We start from the raw sequence: 17,583 nt of genomic DNA, 5'->3' as shown, positions 1-17,583 counted from the left end.
CATCATGGTGTGTCGGATGTGAAACGTTGGGCAAAGGCACTTAGCCCTAGACTGGCCAGATTGCTCAGGGTGACGGCTACCTGATAACCATTACCATTGTCCGGCTGTTGATGGTACAGACTCAGGATGCCAACGACAGTATGTTGCTGTTGAATTGGCAAACACATACGCTCACCGAGTAACCCTTGCGGGATAAAATGGCACATATGGTCGTCGTGGGTGCGACTGAGTACCCAGCGGCGCTCGCCCCAGCAGGTACATCGACGTACAGGACGGTGTATCAGAGGTTCGCCCCAATGGCCGACGGGGTGAACGAGGTCTGTTTCGGGATTGTAAATAAGAAGCGTACCGCGATAGTCAGGCAAAAGGGTCGCACCCGCATTCACAATTGCAGTGTAGAGTTCCGGTAACGACGCTACTTCGCGCAAGGTGCGGGCAAGTATGCCGAGAGCATTGATCGACTGTCGTTGCTGTTCAAGTTGCAGTTGAACCTGATGCAACTGCCGTTTCGCCTCTTGTAACTGATTGATCGCCCGTTGTCGTTCGCTGACATTACGAAAGACTATCACGACTCCTTCATTGGTACCGTCATCGGCAGTAATTTGGGTGATGGTATGTTCCACTAACAACTGCTCGCCATTCCGGGTAAGCAGAGTAACCGGTGTCGGCAGGCCATTCACTGTCTGATTTGATGTTGTGCTATCGGTTGGTAAACCGGTATGGGTAACGACCAGGGTATACACGCGGGCCAATGGCCAGCCGATTGCTTCATCCGGGGTAATGCCGAGCATGCGGGCAGCAACTGGATTGACGAAGGTAATGCGACTTTGCGGATCGGTAACAATCACGCCATCGCCAATACTGGTCAATGTGGTACGCAGATGGCGTTCACTCGATCTGAGTCGTCGTTCCAACCGATGTTTATAGACGGCAACGGCGATGGCCACTTCAAGCTCACGCTCGTCAAACGGCTTCAGCAGGTAAGCCCATGGCTCGGCCAGTAATGCTTCGCGTACTGTCTGATCATCAGCGTGGGCGGTCAGAAAGACGACCGGAATCCCCCACTGACTATGAATATGACGGGCCGCCTCAATCCCGTCTACCGCACCACTTAAGCGAATATCCATTAATACCAGGTCGGGTGTATGCTTGCTCACAGATTGGAGAGCTTCTTCACCGCTGGTAACAACATCAATCACTGAGTGGCCAATTCGTCGCAAGGTGTGACTAAGGTCTTGGGCAATAATCAGTTCATCTTCGACGATCAGGACTCGCATGTGTTTTCTCACAGTACGCCAAGCAGACAAAGTTACTTTTAGTATACCGCGTTATTGCATATTATGTTGCAACGTTAATTTGGGCCAGATTCGTACAATTATGATGAGAACTATTAATGCAACAACTTGTGAAAAGCGAATATTCCCCGGCAAAAGTAAACCAGTGGCCCGAAACCCGTCGCCGATTAACGTACCGGCAGCCAGTAATCCGCAGATGGTGAGAAACAGCGTGCCGGGAGTCTGAATGCGACGGTAGGATTGTCGCCAGACGATCAGGGCAAGCAGAGCGACGCATGCAGCGTAGAGCTGAGTTGGATGACGCAGTTCACCCCAGAGGTGAATTGACCACGGCAGATTGGTCGGTAAGCCATAACCATCACCACTCGCGAATTGAGCCAGTGCGTAGGTGAGGGCGGCTAGCGCTATACCCGGTGCCAACGCATCGAGTGTGAGCCACAGCGGCCAGCGCTGCCGCCAGATCTGCCAGCCACCGACGAGTATGGTGGTCAGCACACCTGCCGGCAAGGAAAATGCCTGGAGATCACGGGCTACCAGGGCCAGGGGATCACGGAGATAGTAGGGCCACGACATGAGTGCATATCCCAGCCGGGCACCGACAATGCCGGCAAGTAGGGCGAGGGCAACGATTATCTCCATACGGTCACCGGGCAGTCTGTAGACACCGGCAGCGCGACCCACCACCTGTACAATTAGCCAGCCTCCCAACAGAAAGATCAGTCCAGGGGTATAAAGAGCAAATGGGCCAATGTTAATTGCTGGAAGCATATACAGTTATTACCAGTGATGTTAATCTGACAGGAAGACGATGTTGGTGAACCACCGTTATTCTGTTTCAGCTAACAGCGGCTCGATCACATTGCGCAGGTTCGCTTCGCTTAACGGTCCACCAAACAGTACCCGACGCACCACCCCTTTGCGATCTATGATAAAGGTGGTAGGCAACATCCGCACCCCGTAGCGATTACCGACAGAACCATCGTAATCGAGCACGATTGGGAAACTAAGCCCAAAATCGCGCTGCATATTCGACACATCCGCCGGATTGTCCTGGACAGTACTGTTGACTGCCAGCACCGTTAACCCACGTCTCCGCTCGGCCTGGTATAATTGTTCAAGCATAGGCATTTCAGCCCGACACGGGCCACACCAACTGGCCCAGAAATTAACAATTACCACCTGCCCCTGCAATGAACTCAGGGACAGTGTCTGGCCGTCAAGTTGTGGGAGAACAATAGCCGGTGCTACGAAACTCGGTTGCGGCACCGGCACAGTAGGGTTCATATCCGGCGGGCGACTGATCACAATCCAGGCTACACCGGCGATAATGAGTATGGTACTGAGCCAGTTGCGGCTCTGTGCATTCATCATAACAATTCCTTTTGTCTCCCACGCTTTTCGTAACTTATGGTATTATATAAAGAGTCTGTGACCGACACAGCGTGTAACTCTCACCAGTATAGTAAGGTCACGCGCAACACGTGGTAGTTCTAAGCTGCCACCAACTGCGCTACAGCGCCGCCGAAAAGGTGCTCTGTAAGCACAGCTTCCCGCTCTCGCTACTGTGGTTGAGTTGATGGAGTCGAAACGCCGTGGGCCGGCGAAACGCACCATGCGTTGGATGTGCGGATTGAGCACAAACGCCACGGGTGCGATCAGAGTTTCGGAGTGTTTTGGAACAGGAATATGGAAACACTTGAATTGTCGTTTATTACCCCTCGCATTACTCTTGTCGCTGCGGCTGAGAATTACGGTCGGTTTGCAATTGCTCCCTTACAGCGCGGTCATGGTTCATCACTAGGAAATGCGATTCGTCGAGTGTTGCTCTCGTCTATTCCTGGTGCTGCTGTAACCCGGATCAAGGTATCAGGCGTCATTCACGAATTCAGCAGCATTCCCGGTGTGGTTGAAGATGGCACGCAACTCGTCCTCAATATCAAAGGGATTCGTCTCCGTTCCTATAGTGACCGTGCGGTAGCACTACAGTTGATCAAACAGGGTCCTGGGCCGGTGTTCGCACGCGACATTGATGCCCCCAGCACGGTAGAAATTGTGAATCCTCAGCACTACCTCTGCACCATCGACGACGAGCATATAACGTTTGAAATGCAACTGACCGTGGAGCGTGGGCGGGGAGTGCAATTGGCCGATACGGTGAGTGGCATGCCAATTGGTGAAATTGCGGTGGATGCCCTCTTCAGCCCAATTCCCCGTGTCAACTTTCTGGTTGAAGAGATGGGGGATGATCCGCTGACCGGCTATGATCGGCTGATCCTCGAAATCTGGACGGATGGCACCATCAAACCGGGTGATGCATTGAGCCACGCGGCGCAGATTCTGGCCCAGTATTTTGGGCGGATCGTGAATCTGAACCAACCGGAAGAGCCAGAAACATCGGCATATCTAACACCGCCTATCCCCGAAGAGATGGCCAGTCGGACAATTGACGAACTTGGTTTGAGCACACGTACCTACAATAGCCTGCGACGGGCAGAGATTCACACGATTGGCCAGTTGTTGCGGCTTGATGACCGCGGATTGATGAGTATCCGAAACCTGGGTGCGAAGGGTATTGAAGAGATTCATCAGCGTCTGGAGGCGCTTGGCTATCGTTCTGGCTCATCGAGCCGCTTACCGACAGCTCCATCCGGTGAAACAGCGCATCCCGGCGAATCATCTCACAAAGAGGAGTAAAAAACTACACAATGGAAGAAAAACGTATGACAACAGGAACCAGTGAAACTACAGAGCGAACTCGTCGCCGTCGCCGTCGGGTGAATGGAGATGGCGGAGCACCTGCTGATGGTGAGGCTTTGTCCGCACCGATTGTAACGACCACAGTTGTTGACGAACCGGTCACAACGCAGGGTGCTGGTTTACTGGAAATTGTGCCTGATGGCCATGGCTTCCTGCGCAATGCGCGCCTCAGCCCCAGCAACGATGACGTCTATGTTGCTCAATCGCAGATTCGTCGCTTCAATCTGCGTACCGGTGATATGATTGAAGGTCGGGTGCGCCCACCCAAAGAGGTTGAGCGTTATCCGTCACTGCTCTATGTCGAACGGATCAACGGCCTGCCGGCTGAAATGGCGCAGAAGCGCCCCCTCTTCGAGCAGTTAACCCCCATTCATCCGAATGTGCAGATTGTCCTCTCGACCGAGCCAAATATTCTGCCAACCCGTATTGTTGACGTGATCGCTCCGATTGGGCGTGGGCAGCGCGGGTTGATTGTCGCTCCCCCCAAAGCCGGCAAGACGATGCTGCTGAAGGCGATTGCCAATGGTGTGACGACCAACGCGCCCGATATTCAGCTCATTGTGTTGTTGATCGGCGAGCGCCCGGAGGAAGTTACCGACATGCGACGGTCAGTGAAGGGTGAGGTGGTGGCGGCTACCTTCGATGAGCCGGTCGAGCAGCATATCAAGGTCGCGGAACTGGTATTGGAAAAGGCCAAGCGTCAGGTTGAGCACGGGCGCCATGTGGTGATCCTGATGGATTCGCTGACTCGTCTTACCCGTGCCTATAATATCGCCATGCCACCGAGTGGGCGCACCCTCTCCGGTGGTGTTGATCCGGCAGCCCTCTACCCGCCCAAACGCTTTTTCGGCTCGGCGCGGAATATCGAGGATGGTGGTTCGCTGACCATCATTGCCACCTGTCTGGTGGATACCGGTTCGCGGATGGACGATGTTATCTACGAAGAGTTCAAGGGCACCGGAAACATGGAACTGCACCTCGACCGCAAGCTGGCCGAGAAGCGCATCTTCCCCGCCGTGGATATCCAGCGTTCGGGAACCCGCCGCGAAGACCTCTTGCTCGATCCGGTGACCCTGCGCCAGAGCTGGATGTTGCGTCGGATGGTTAGCATGGTCGGCGAAAACGAGGGTGCAGAGCTGATGCTGACCCGTATGGCCAAGACGAAGAGCAATGCCGAGTTTCTCGCCTCACTCGGTAAGGTTGGCTCGTAAATACCAACTGCTCCTATCTATAGTGTCTTGTTATGTCCAAGCCTCCGTTAAGCGGTATTGTGATTGCTGGTGGACGTAGTCGGCGTTTTGGTGCCGATAAACGGCGTTTGCGGCTATGGGGCGTTCACGGGCCGCATCTGTTGGGGCATGCCATCGCGTTGCTGCAACCACTGTGTGTTGATATTATCGTGGTGATGAACGATGGTGTGGCCTGGCCCGATCTGCCGGCACGCATTGTCGCCGATGAACAGCCGGGAAGCGGTGCTCTGGGTGGCGTGATCAGTGGTCTGCAAGCAATGCACACCGCTGCTGCATTGGTGATTGCGGCGGATATGCCATTGATCGTGCCTGAATTACTCGCGGCGCTGGCAAGCTGGACTTTTGACGGTGATGTGCTGGCGCCGACTGCTCCCGCTTCACCCGATCTGCCCCAACCACTCCTCGCAGTGTATCGCCAAAGCGCATTGGCGCCACTGCGGCAGGTGTTTGCTACCGGTGAACGCCGGCTTCAGGTTGCGCTCACGTCGCTGCGTTGGGTTGATCCTGGCCCTGAGTTGTGGCAACGGTATGATCCAGCAGCACGTTCGCTGGTGAATATTAATACGCCAGATGATCTCGCACAAATCCAGCACTGGTTAAAAAAATCTTAAACTGGTACTGAATAACGATCTCATCCAGGCCGTTCTGCACGAACAGGGCTGTGTGTGGTGCAGAGGCATCCCTTCCTCAACATCTTCACTCGTCACTGCCGGCACATGGTGCGCATCAGCCTGGTGCGTGCCCGGTAGCTGCCAGGCTGGTGCTCTGAAGCGCGATGGCCGGTATACATCGTGCCTCGGCGGGAGATAGGGCGATACGTTCGGTGTCTGACACTCTGTGCTACCTGATTCTAACCTGTGCATAGTACTATATAATGTAGTAAAACAGTGGGTTGGCGCGATAGTGTTTTGCCGTTTGGCAGGTGGTGAGGTCATCTGGAGCGATCATCACTACCCTCTATAGCTGATATAGATGTCGGTGGGTCGCCGCTGCGATTGTCACCCATTTGAAAGAAATGTTATCTTGTCAAACCTCCATACACAGGATTAGTTTATCTACAGGCTCTATCCTGTGATTACCACGTGGTTGTTGTTCGCGCGTAACAATTGGGTTTAACAATGCAGGAGCGTTCTTCCTCTCATAGTTCGTTTGAGCCACCTGCCGACCCCGTACCGTCGGCACTAGATAGCCTGTGGCAAACATTGTTTGTAGCGTATGATGGAGCCTGCGCCATTAGTGGCTGTCAGGTCGGCGCTGTGTTGCGACCGGTGTTGATCGACCCGCAGGGGCCGGCTGAACCCCACAATGCTCTGTTGTTACGTGCCGATTTGCAGCTCCTTTTCCAGTCTGGTCTACTTACAATTGATGCAATGACGCTCGAAGTGTTGATTGCGCCGGAACTGCGTGATAGTGAGTACGGTGCGCTGGCCGGGCGACGCCTGCGTCAGCCATCACGTCTCGCGTTACGTCCGAGCCGACAGACTCTGGCCGCCCATCATCGCTTTTTCCGACTCGAGCAGCCTCCTCTGTCCTCGTTAGTGGTTCAGCGTCCCCTGCTGCGCCAGATGATCGCAGTGCAAAGCTGGGTGAATAGCCTGACATTCAGTCCAGACCGGCAGATGCTGGCCATTGGTTCATGGGATGGTGCTATCCGGTTGTGGCGTCTGCCCGATTATCAGATGATTCGCGTCATTAGCGGTAATATTGGCGAAATTAATGCTGTTGACTTCAGCCCTGATAGTCAGCTCATTGCAGCAGCCGGTCGTCAACACGGCGTGCGGGTCTGGCGGATTGAAGATGGTGAACTACTGTTTCATCTCGGTGATGAACAGCGTCATGGTGCATTCTTCAGCGTAGCATTCCAGCCCAATGGTCAGCTCATCGCTACTGCTGGTTGGGACCCGGTGGTGTATCTCTGGGACGCGAAGAACGGCCGGCCGGTGGCTGAATTACCCGGCCACGAAGGGTTGATCAATAGTGTCACCTTTAACTCGGATAGCTCACTTCTCTTTTCTGCCGGCTATGACCGGGTGATTCGGGTCTGGGATGTGGACAGTTGGGCACTGGTGCAGACATTGCGTGGTCATAGCGATGCAATCTTTAGCATGACGGTGAGTCCCGACGGTCGTTTGCTGGCCAGTGCCGGTAGCGATGGTGCTATTTTTGTCTGGCGAGTGGCTGATGGGCAACCGCTGCAAATTCTGGCTACGCCTTCAGGAGCGTGTTTCGACGTGGCATTTAGTCCTGATGGCCGTTACTTTGCCAGTGCGCATTATGGTCGGATTGTACGTGTCTGGCATGTCAGTGATGGTGGGTTACGCTGGGAGTTGTCCGGACATAACGAGAGCGTTACCTGTGTCGCGTTTACTCCAGATGGCGACATGCTGGCCAGTGGTAGCTACGACGCAACCGTGCGTATCTGGTCATTTCAATAACTATGCTTGCTCAGCAGGAAGCAGTGCGTTCCTTCTATCGGCAGACCGACTGGATGTTCCGTGTTTTGGGCTGGATTCGCGGATCGCAGGCGATGCATGCGGGGTTGTGGCAGCAGGTACGCAGTCACCGCTCTGCGCTCCGTTCTATCGATGCGACCCTGCTGGTCGTGGCCGGTCTGTCGCCTGGTGAATGTCTGCTCGACGCCGGTTGTGGGGCCGGTGCCAGCGCCAATCGGATTGCTGCTATCCACCAGGGAACGGTGATCGGTTTGACGATTGTGCCTGAACAGGCCAAACGGGCCAGACGGGGCGGGAAAGCTACCTTTCTCTGTGCTGATTACGCAGTAGCGCCACTCCGTAGCCACTGTTGTGATGTGGTGTGGATGCTAGAGAGCATCTGTCATGCGCCCGATAAACCGGCGTTGGTGGCCGAGATTGTTCGTCTGCTGCGTCCCGGCGGTCGGTTGATTATTGCCGACCGGTTTGCTGCCCGGCGTGATCTGTCACCTGCTGAGCGGAATCGCTTACGGGCCTGGCTGCGACCCTGGGCTATGCCTGATCTCCTTACCGCCGATGAGCTGGTGGAACTGGCAGAGAAATCAGGTTTGCTTCTTCTCCGCCACGACGATCTGACCTTGAGTGCCAGTCCTTCGCTCCAGTTTCTCGGTGATTTTGCCCGCCTGACACTACCGGCAGCACTGCTTCTCCGCGCCCTTTGTTTGCAAAGTGCAGACCAAATTGCTGCGATGCGTGGTTGTATTGCTCAGAAGAAGACCCTCAATGCCGGTCTCTGGCGCTATCATTTGCTTCTCTTTATGAAACCGGCGATAAGCGGTGCTGATCAGGTGATGGGGTGAGCAGGAACAAGCAGGCGGTCTGCTAATGCCGTTGCCGGGAAGTATCTCAGATATGTATACTTGAAAAACAGAAAAATACTTTGGTGCCTGGAATAGGGAGCGATGTATGCAGCCCTCTCAAGAGCAGCCACAGCCGGAGCAGTTCCGTACCCTACAGATGACGGTGTTGATGACTCCCGATATGGCCAATTTTGCCGGTAATGTGCACGGCGGCCATATTCTAAAGCTGCTCGATCAGGTAGCGTATGCCTGTGCTTCACGGTATTCTGGTCGCTACGTGGTTACAGTGTCGGTCGATCAGGTGATCTTTCGCGCCCGGATTCACGTTGGCGAGCTGGTGACGTTTCTGGCGTCGATTAACTATACCGGCAATACCTCGATGGAGGTTGGGATTCGCGTCGTCGCCGAAAATATTACCGCCCGTACTCAACGTCACGTTATGACCTGCTATTTTACGATGGTGGCGGTTGATGAGAATTTCCGCCCCTGCCCCGTCCCACCTGTGCGTATCGAAACCGCCGAGCAGCGTCGGCGCTGGATGGCCGCTCGCCTGCGCAGAGAGTTGCGCCGTCAGATCGAACAACGTAGCCTGGAGATTCGTCAACATCCAGAAGATTTTCTCAATGAGCTGGATGGTGAGCCGCATTAGCAGCTATCGCTGGCGCAATCACGCGCCGGACTGGCTACCTGCCACGCCCGGTCATGCACGGGTTGTTTCGTTTGGCGCTCGTGGTGTTCGCTGTCTCACACGTCTCGCAGCGGTCGGCCTGTCTCACGGGTGCGATGTGTGTTCACGATGGACCTGGTCTGACAGTGATGGGTGAGATCGCATCCGAAATATATGATGCATGGCACGCGATCCAGGGTGCATCCTTTCGCCACCGCTCGGATGGCAATGTGAACGGAAACATACACCGTCTGGAGAGGCGGGTTCAGAACCCGCCCCTACCCGTCCACGGGAAATCCGCTGCGACACGCCCCCACCCCAACCCGCCCCGCAGGGATGGGTGTACGTTCTTAGGGCGAACCGGAGGCTCGCGCTCCCAGGAGCGTATCAGCGCTTGCGTATAGTGGTGTCGTGCTCAAGGTTGCGGTGTTGTGGTTCACGACGACTATACCAGATGTGATATGAGCCAGTATGCAAAAATTGACGGTTGCGCTTCCTGTTCGTATACTAAAGGCATGACACGTATTTTGGTGATTGAAGACGAAACTGAAATAGCCTCGTTTCTACGCCGTGGTCTGAGCCTGGAAGGCTATCAGGTTGATGTGGCCTTCGATGGGACACGTGGGCTTGAACTGGCATCGACAGGCACCTATGATCTGATCGTCCTTGATCTTATGTTGCCGGGAGTCGATGGTCTCGAAGTCGCTCGCCGTCTCCGTGCCGACTCGAACGTACCGATCATTATGCTCACGGCGCGTGATGCCGTGCGTGATCGGGTGGCCGGTCTGGAAGCTGGCGCCGATGATTATCTGGTAAAGCCGTTTGCCTTTGAAGAGCTGCTCGCCCGCATCCGGGCCCAGTTGCGGCGTCGGCAGGCCGGGCAGGCGCAGGATGTGCTGCGTTTCGCCAATTTAACTCTCGATACGCGCTCGCGTGAGTTGCGGGTGGGAGACCGGCGCGTCGAGCTGACGGCGAAAGAGTACGATCTGCTCGAACTCTTTATGCGTCATCCCAATCAGGTGCTGACTCGCGATATTATTTACGACCGGGTCTGGAATTATGACTTCGGCGGCGAGAGTAATATTCTGGAAGTGTATGTGCGCTATTTGCGGCAGAAGCTTGAGGCGAATGGCGAGCCGCGCCTGATCCATACTGTCCGCAGTGTGGGGTACATTCTCCGCGAAGATACCTGATCGTGAGGTCTAATGTTAAAGGAAAGCGAAGGGACGCTCGCCCTCCGCTTCCCGGTTATGGTGTCGGTTGGGGTTGGGTTTCGCCAAGTGCTGCGAAGAGCTGCTGAACGGCACTGACGACCGGCACTGTTCCTTCGACCACTGCCTGTTCGAGGGCCGGTAGTCGCTCACGTACCGCAGGATGCGCAAAGAAGAGGGTGCGCAACTGTTCGTCGATCAGGGTGTAGAGCCAGTCGCGAGCCTGTTCCCGACGGCGCGCCGCAAAGACACCACTCGCCGTCAGTTCAGCGCGAAAACGCTCGATCTCCTGCCAGATTTCGGTAATGCCACTGCCGGTAAGCGCCGAGCAGGTGCGCACCGGCGGTTTCCAGCCCGGTGTAGCCGGTGTCAGGTAACGCAACGCATGCCGGTACTCGGCCTGGGCTGCCATTGCGCGTGCCCGGTTATCGCCATCGGCCTTGGTGATCACTAGCGCATCGGCCAGCTCGATCACCCCCTTCTTGATCCCTTGCAGTTCATCGCCGGCACCGGCCAGCATCAGCAACAGAAAGAAATCAACCATCCCGCGTACCGCGGTTTCACTCTGGCCAACCCCAACTGTCTCGACCAGCACAATATCGAAACCGGCTGCCTCGCAGAGCAGCAACGTTTCGCGGCTCTTGCGGGCCACGCCACCCAGGCTACCACCGCTGGGGGAAGGCCGAATGTAGGCGTTAGGATGGTGGGCCAGCCGCTCCATACGGGTTTTATCGCCGAGGATACTGCCACGCGAGATGCTGCTGGAAGGGTCGATAGCCAGTACCGCCACCCGATGACCACGCTCGCAGAGCATGGTGCCGAGAGCTTCGATAAAGGTGCTCTTGCCGACACCGGGCACGCCGGTAATGCCCACGCGCAGTGAACCACCGGTATACGGCAACAGAGCAGCCAATACTGCCTGCGCCTGGGCCATATGCGCCGGAGCGTTACTTTCGATGAGGGTAATTGCACGGGCTAGAATAGTCCGGTCGCCATTGCGGACACCGGTTACATACTCCTCGACCGTCAATTGGCGACGGGCTATTCCGGCAGATGATGGTACAGGTGGAGCGCTACCGGGCAGGCCGTCGTGTCGGCTGGCAATTCCGGCCAGTACCGATAGCGCAAATGGTAACTCACCAGAAGATGAAGGCTGCTGCTTATCGGTCATGATCCCTCTCACCCTTCGCTTCACGATGCCGGTGCAGCGACGCTATCACCGTGGAGACGCTGTTGTAACTCGCGCAACAACTTTTCGGCAGCGACCGGAATGATGGTGCCGGGGCCGAAGATCAGGGCTGCACCGTGGGCGCGGAGAAAGTCGTAGTCTTGTGGTGGGATGATACCACCGATCACGACCATGATGTCTTCGCGGCCCAGTTTGCGCAATTCCTCGACCAGTTGGGGCAAGAGAGTCTTGTGACCGCCGGCCAGTGAGCTGATCCCCACCACGTGTACGTCATTTTCTACCGCCTGACGCGCCACTTCTTCCGGTGTCTGGAAGAGTGAACCAATATCCACATCGAAGCCGAGATCGGCAAATGCTGTCGCCACCACCTTGGCCCCCCGGTCGTGACCATCCTGGCCAATTTTGGCGACCAGTATTCGCGGTCGGCGCCCTTCGAGGGCGGCGAAGGCGTCGGCCATTGCCCGCACGTGGTGAATCTGTTCCACATCGCTGTATTCGCTGCTGTAGACACCAGAAATCGAGCGAATTTCAGCTTTGAACCGTCCAAACACCTTTTCCATCGCCAGCGAAATCTCGCCAAGCGTGGCGCGAGCGCGGGCTGCTTCGATGGCCGCAGCGAGCAGGTTGCCTTCGCCAGAGGCCGCTACACGGGTCAATTCGTTGAGCGTGGCCTGGACACGGGCTTCATCGCGCTCGGCGCGCAGGCGTTGTAGGCGTTCGATCTGCTTCTGGCGCACAGCGGTGTTGTCGACTTCGAGAATCTCGATGGGTTCTTCGTAATCGAGACGATATTTATTCACCCCGACAATCGTCTCTCGCCCTGAGTCGATGTGGGCTTGCCGACGGGCCGCTGCTTCTTCGATCCGTAGTTTGGGTAAGCCGGCCTCTATCGCTTTGGCCATCCCACCGAGTGCCTCGACTTCCTGGATATGCGTCCAGGCCCGGCGGGCCAATGCGTCGGTCAGCCATTCGAGGTAGTACGAACCGCCCCAGGGATCGACGATCTTGCAGATGCCAGTCTCCTCTTGCAGGTACAACTGGGTGTTGCGGGCGATGCGGGCCGAAAAATCGGTCGGCAAGGCAATCGCTTCATCGAGTGAATTGGTGTGCAGCGATTGGGTGTGACCGAGCGCCGCCGCCATCGCCTCAATGCAGGTGCGTGCCACATTGTTGAAGGGGTCTTGCTCGGTCAGGCTCCAGCCGGAGGTCTGGCAATGGGTGCGAAGTGCTAGCGAGCGCGGGTCTTGTGGGTTGAACTGTTTGATAATTCTCGCCCACAGCAAGCGTGCTGCCCGCATCTTGGCAATCTCCATGAAGTAGTTCATGCCGATGGCCCAGAAGAAGGAGAGGCGCGGCGCAAAGCTGTCGATTGTCAGGCCGGCTTTCAGTCCGGCGCACACATATTCCAGCCCGTCGGCCAGCGTGTAGGCCAGTTCAAGGTCGGCGCTGGCACCGGCCTCTTGCATATGGTAGCCGGAGATACTGATGCTGTTGAATTTGGGCATGTGCTGCGCCGTGTAGGCGAAGATGTCGGCAATGATGCGCATTGACGGTTCGGGTGGGTAGATGTAGGTGTTGCGCACCATGTATTCTTTCAGAATGTCGTTTTGGATTGTGCCGGTCAGTTGTTCCGGGCGCACCCCTTGCTCTTCGGCGGCAACGATGAAGAAGGCCATGATCGGGATCACTGCACCATTCATCGTCATCGAAACCGACATCTGATCGAGCGGAATGCCATCGAAGAGTATTTTCATGTCGAGCACGGAGTCGATGGCGACACCCGCTTTGCCAACATCACCAACCACCCGCGGATGGTCGGAGTCATAGCCGCGGTGGGTCGCCAGATCGAAGGCGACTGATAAGCCCTTTTGACCGGCAGCCAGATTCCGCCGGTAGAAGGCATTGCTGGCTTCGGCAGTCGAGAAACCGGCGTACTGGCGGATTGTCCATGGTTGGGTGACGTACATAGTAGGATACGGCCCGCGCAGGTACGGAGGGATACCGGCGGTAAAGCCAAGGTGCTCCAGCCCGGCCAGATCGGTTGCGGTGTAGAGCGGTCGCACCTCAATCTGTTCCATCGTCCGCCAGACCAGATCGGCCAGGGATTGTCCGGCCTCCTGCTCAGCGCGTTCCTGCCACTGGCCAAGATCGGGTGTAGGCCATGGATCACGGTACGATAGGGTAGTAAAGTCGGGGTTCTTCACGCGGCCACTCCTTTCAAGCGTTGCAGCCGGGCCAGGATGTCGTAGCAATTGGCGCGTAGATGGATGAATTCATCGATCCCGGCAGCGCGGTACGTGTCAATCAGATCGGTAGGATAGCCGGCCAGGATGACAGTGGTTGTCGGGCGTTGGGTTTTGATCGCATGGGTCAGGGCCGGCACTACTGCGGGGTAGGTGTCATCGGTAGAGCAAATTGTGACGATGTCGGCATCAGCGGCGAGGGCAGCATTGGCCGCTTCCTCAACGCTGGCGAAACCATCGTTGTTGATAACGGCAAATCCACCTGCCTGGAAGAAACCGGTGGCGAAATCGGAGCGGGCTTTGTGTTGGGCGAGGGGGCCGATATTGGCAAGAAAGACCGTTGGACGCTTGCCGGTGCGGGCCGTATAGGCCTCAGCCGCATCCCGTAATTGTTCAAATTGCTCAGCCGCCCGATGGGTCGGGAGTGGCGTGACCTGGGGGGATGCGGTATCAGCAGCGGTAAGCGTACAGCTCAGTTCACCCAGGGTTGCGCCGGCGCGTACTGCTGCCAGTACTGCCGCCACCGACCGTTGAGCGGCCAGGTTGCTGAGCGCGGTGCGGCACGCTTCGTCGGAACGGTTATCCCGGCTATGGCGGAGATCGGCGGCACGAGCGGCGTGCAACTGGAAATGATCGATCTGGCGGAACTCCGGTCGTTTTTCGTCGAGATTGGGGTACATGTTAATCCCGATGATCACATCGCGACGCTGGGCAATGGCGGCGAAGCGTTCATTACGGGTCGCGGCAATGGCCTCTTGTGGCATACCAGCCGCCAGGGCCGCAGCCATCCCGCCGTGTCGTTCAATCTCCTGGAAGAAAGCCCATGCCTGAGCTGCGATCTCATCGGTTAGCTTCTCGACCGCCCACGATCCACCCGGCGGATCGATCAGCCGGAAGAAGTTACATTCCTCTTGCAGAATGATGTGAAGGTTACGGGCAATCCGGCGCGAGAATTCATCGGGTAGACCCCAGGCTTCATCGAAGTGGCTGATATGCAAACTGTGCGCACCACCCATCACGGCAGCCATCGCTTCGCCGGTGGCACGGAGCATATTGTTGTAGACATCGTAGCGAGTCTTCGTCCACGCCGAGGTGCGAACGTGCAGATGGATGCGTTGGGCCTGTTCATTCCCATCGAAGGCAGCAACAATCCGTGCCCAGAGCATGCGCATCGCCCGGAGTCGTGCAACTTCCAGAAAGAAGTTTGAACCAACCGAGCAGGCGAACTGCATGCGAGGTGCGACATCGTTGATATCCAGGCCGCGATCCTGCATTGCCCGCAGATACGCTACCCCGGTCGCCAGGGCACAACCCATCTCTTGCCCGATGCTGGCACCGCTATTGTGATAGACGTGCGAGCTGACCATGATGGTGCGCAGGTGAGGCGCATTCGTCATGGCCCAGCGCGTCCATTCAGCCAGCAGATCGTAGCACCGTTCGTGCGATGCCGGTAGCGATCCATCGGCAGCCAGATTGCCCAGCGGGTCGGCAGCGAGCGTTCCCTGCCACTGGTCAGGTGACAATCCACGCTCGGTAGCCGCGGCCAGCAGCAGGCCCGCTACCGGCAGGCTCAAGGCACCGGTCTGGATCAGCAGCGGTATTTGTGCAAGCTCGAGCTGATCAAATAGCCGGCGGGCGTCATCGAGGGTTGCCAGCGACATCCCACCGGCACCAACCTGAGCGGGTGCGGCGGCATCGGGATCAATGCCCTGCCGGGTTGCCTGATCAAGGGGAACGTTCAGTGTGGTCAGACCACGGGGCAGATCAGCCTGAGCGGCCTGATTCACCTCGGTCGCGGTCGGATAGGGCAATTCTTGCGCTACCTGCCAGCGTTCGCGTACCGGCCCCAGGATGCGGGTATCGCGCACAAACGGTGCAAAGCCGGGGAGCGACGCGAGATGAGGCAGATCGGCAATATCCGAGGCGTTGTAGATGGGTTGGAGCAGGATGTTTTCAAAGGTTTTGCTGACGAGGCGCTTCTCGAACGATGTACCCTTCAACGTCTTTTCGGCGGCGGCACGCCATTCAGCGTAGCTCGCCGGCGTGAACATATCAAACAAGCGTTCCGGTACCGCTGACTCCGTTGTCGTCTCCTGCGCATCGTGCGTCATAGCCATCTCCTTGCCGACAGCATGAGCGGGTATTGCTGTCACCAGTATACCGTAAATGGGGTCTGATCCAGTGCAAGATTGATCTACCTGAAGCACTGCATCGGATAGGATAAGTGTATGCTGAGCTATCGGTGATTTCAAGAGTTCATCATACGGGGGCAGGTTACAGGGTGATAACCTGGGCTGAGCAGGAACATGTAAACGGTATATGATTCATACTACCGACGCATAAGTTTCCAGTCGCTTTACGCTATACTATCCCCTATAACCGCCATCGCCATTTTGAGAGGGAACTATGCTCGACCGTGCGACCATTGCTGCCCACGAAGGCCGTTTGCTCGATCTGATTGCGCATCTCGTCCATATCGAATCGCCCAGTACCGATAAACCTCTGCTCGACAGGCTGGCCGCTGAGCTGATGACGCTGTTCGCTCGGGTGGGAACTGTTGAACGAATTGCCAATCCTGCAGGGGGCGATCATGTACGGGTGATGGTTACCAATGCGAGTGAACCATCACTACCGCCGACGCTGGTGCTCTGCCATTACGATACCGTCTGGCCGGCAGGGACGGTCGCGCAACGCCCGTTTACCGTCACCGATGATCGGGCTTTTGGGCCGGGTGCATACGATATGAAGGCCAGTATTGCGATGATCTACGCTGCACTTGGTGGGTTTGGGCAATCGGCAGCAGTGCTGCGGCGGCCTGTCGTGTTGTTGTTGACGTCTGATGAGGAGATCGGTAGCCCGACCTCACGGGCGTTAATTGAAGCCACAGCGGCGCAGGCGGCGCATGTGCTCGTGCTTGAACCACCGACTGAGCCGGATGGTGCTTTGAAGACGGCCCGTAAAGGTGGCGGCGCCTTTCGCGTGACTATAACCGGACGGGCAGCGCACGCTGGGGTCGAACCTGAAAAGGGGGCGAGTGCCTTAACCGAGCTGGCCCATCAGATGTTAGCCGTGAATGCACTGGCCAACCCGGCGCTGGGGACGACGGTCAATGTGGGTGTAGCCGGTGGTGGTACCCGCCCGAATGTGGTACCGGCTGAAGCCTGGATGGATGTTGATGTGCGGGTCTGGACGCAGGCAGAGGCTGCCCGGATCGAAGCTGGGATGGCTGCATTGCAGCCGGTGACTCCAGGGGTTCACCTCACGGTGCGCGGCAGCGTCCGGCGTCCACCGATGGAACGGACACCGGCCAGTATTGCGCTCTTTGCGAAGGCTCAGGAACTCGGTGCTGCGCTTGGTTTGACGATTCAGGAAGGCAGTACCGGTGGGGGCAGTGATGGCAATTTCACCGCTGCGCTCGGCATTCCTACTCTCGACGGTTTGGGATGCCCCGGTGCTGGAGCGCACGCCGAACACGAGCAGATCAGCCGTCAGGGTCTGATTGATCGCACGGCATTGCTCTGTGCGCTGCTTGAGACGTTGTAGGTTCGGATGCTGGGGAGATGGGCGTGCTCCGGGTGGCTCCCGTAGACCTTATTCCCGCCCCCCTCCCGGCCTCCCCCCGCTGGGGGGGAGGAGACGAGCGGGTTGCTCCCGCTGGGGGGAGGAGACGAGCGGGTTG

General features: G+C 57.0%; 14 protein-coding genes. 8 read left to right on the top strand and 6 right to left on the bottom strand.

Features of this window, described 5'->3' with window-relative positions; genetic code table 11:
* Window positions 1-2: 2 nt before the first annotated feature.
* From VAE55_RS13830 to VAE55_RS13820, 3 genes are read right to left on the bottom strand one after another with little or no spacing between them, the layout of a single operon-like run.
* Window positions 3-1,277, bottom strand: a complete 1,275-nt coding sequence (locus tag VAE55_RS13830; protein WP_322816358.1) for a response regulator — start codon at window positions 1,275-1,277, stop codon at window positions 3-5.
* Window positions 1,278-1,328: 51 nt separating this feature from the next.
* Window positions 1,329-2,063, bottom strand: coding sequence for a prolipoprotein diacylglyceryl transferase (locus tag VAE55_RS13825; protein WP_322816357.1), 735 nt, complete (start codon window positions 2,061-2,063; stop codon window positions 1,329-1,331).
* 57 nt (window positions 2,064-2,120) lie between these two features.
* A complete protein-coding gene (locus tag VAE55_RS13820) occupies window positions 2,121-2,666 on the bottom strand; it encodes a TlpA disulfide reductase family protein (RefSeq protein WP_322816356.1) in 546 nt (181 codons plus the stop codon).
* Between the two features lie 315 nt (window positions 2,667-2,981).
* Between VAE55_RS13820 and VAE55_RS13815 the strand changes: the two genes are divergently transcribed.
* From VAE55_RS13815 to VAE55_RS13785, 7 genes are all read left to right on the top strand, one after another.
* Entirely contained in the window at window positions 2,982-3,989 is a 1,008-nt protein-coding gene (locus tag VAE55_RS13815; protein WP_322816355.1) for a DNA-directed RNA polymerase subunit alpha, read from the top strand.
* 26 nt (window positions 3,990-4,015) lie between these two features.
* Window positions 4,016-5,263: a transcription termination factor Rho gene (rho, locus tag VAE55_RS13810; protein ID WP_322816354.1), complete on the top strand. Its 1,248-nt coding sequence runs from the start codon at window positions 4,016-4,018 to the stop codon at window positions 5,261-5,263.
* Window positions 5,264-5,295: 32 nt separating this feature from the next.
* Complete coding sequence (gene mobA, locus VAE55_RS13805) at window positions 5,296-5,913, top strand: molybdenum cofactor guanylyltransferase (protein WP_322816353.1); 618 nt, start codon at window positions 5,296-5,298, stop codon at window positions 5,911-5,913.
* 507 nt (window positions 5,914-6,420) lie between these two features.
* Window positions 6,421-7,737 carry a WD40 repeat domain-containing protein gene (locus tag VAE55_RS13800; RefSeq protein ID WP_322816352.1) on the top strand — a complete coding sequence of 439 codons (1,317 nt, stop codon included), beginning with the start codon at window positions 6,421-6,423 and terminating at the stop codon, window positions 7,735-7,737.
* A gap of 23 nt (window positions 7,738-7,760) precedes the next feature.
* Entirely contained in the window at window positions 7,761-8,594 is an 834-nt protein-coding gene (locus tag VAE55_RS13795) for a class I SAM-dependent methyltransferase (protein WP_322816351.1), read from the top strand.
* Between the two features lie 106 nt (window positions 8,595-8,700).
* Complete coding sequence (locus tag VAE55_RS13790; RefSeq protein WP_322816350.1) at window positions 8,701-9,243, top strand: acyl-CoA thioesterase; 543 nt, start codon at window positions 8,701-8,703, stop codon at window positions 9,241-9,243.
* Window positions 9,244-9,776: 533 nt separating this feature from the next.
* A complete protein-coding gene (locus VAE55_RS13785; RefSeq protein ID WP_322816349.1) occupies window positions 9,777-10,454 on the top strand; it encodes a response regulator transcription factor in 678 nt (225 codons plus the stop codon).
* A gap of 55 nt (window positions 10,455-10,509) precedes the next feature.
* Here VAE55_RS13785 and meaB read toward each other — a convergent pair whose 3' ends face one another.
* The 3 genes from meaB to VAE55_RS13770 are packed head-to-tail and all read right to left on the bottom strand — an operon-like array spanning window position 10,510 to window position 16,015.
* Window positions 10,510-11,643: a methylmalonyl Co-A mutase-associated GTPase MeaB gene (gene meaB, locus VAE55_RS13780; protein WP_322816348.1), complete on the bottom strand. Its 1,134-nt coding sequence runs from the start codon at window positions 11,641-11,643 to the stop codon at window positions 10,510-10,512.
* A 20-nt stretch (window positions 11,644-11,663) separates the two neighbouring features.
* Complete coding sequence (scpA, locus tag VAE55_RS13775; protein WP_322816347.1) at window positions 11,664-13,865, bottom strand: methylmalonyl-CoA mutase; 2,202 nt, start codon at window positions 13,863-13,865, stop codon at window positions 11,664-11,666.
* Window positions 13,862-16,015, bottom strand: a complete 2,154-nt coding sequence (locus tag VAE55_RS13770) for a methylmalonyl-CoA mutase family protein (RefSeq protein WP_322816346.1) — start codon at window positions 16,013-16,015, stop codon at window positions 13,862-13,864. Before VAE55_RS13770 ends, scpA begins: the two co-directional genes overlap by 4 nt.
* 295 nt (window positions 16,016-16,310) lie before the next feature.
* On the opposite strand from VAE55_RS13770, the gene VAE55_RS13765 reads away from it, so the two are divergent.
* Window positions 16,311-17,447 (top strand): M20 family metallopeptidase, encoded by a 1,137-nt coding sequence (locus VAE55_RS13765; protein WP_322816345.1) that lies wholly within the window; start codon window positions 16,311-16,313, stop codon window positions 17,445-17,447.
* Window positions 17,448-17,583 lie beyond the last annotated feature (136 nt).

The organism is Chloroflexus sp., from assembly GCF_034432675.1.
In the GTDB taxonomy this organism is placed as follows: domain Bacteria; phylum Chloroflexota; class Chloroflexia; order Chloroflexales; family Chloroflexaceae; genus Chloroflexus.
Note: the sequence above shows the minus strand (reverse complement) of the source record. Positions and strands in the feature narration are given on the sequence as shown.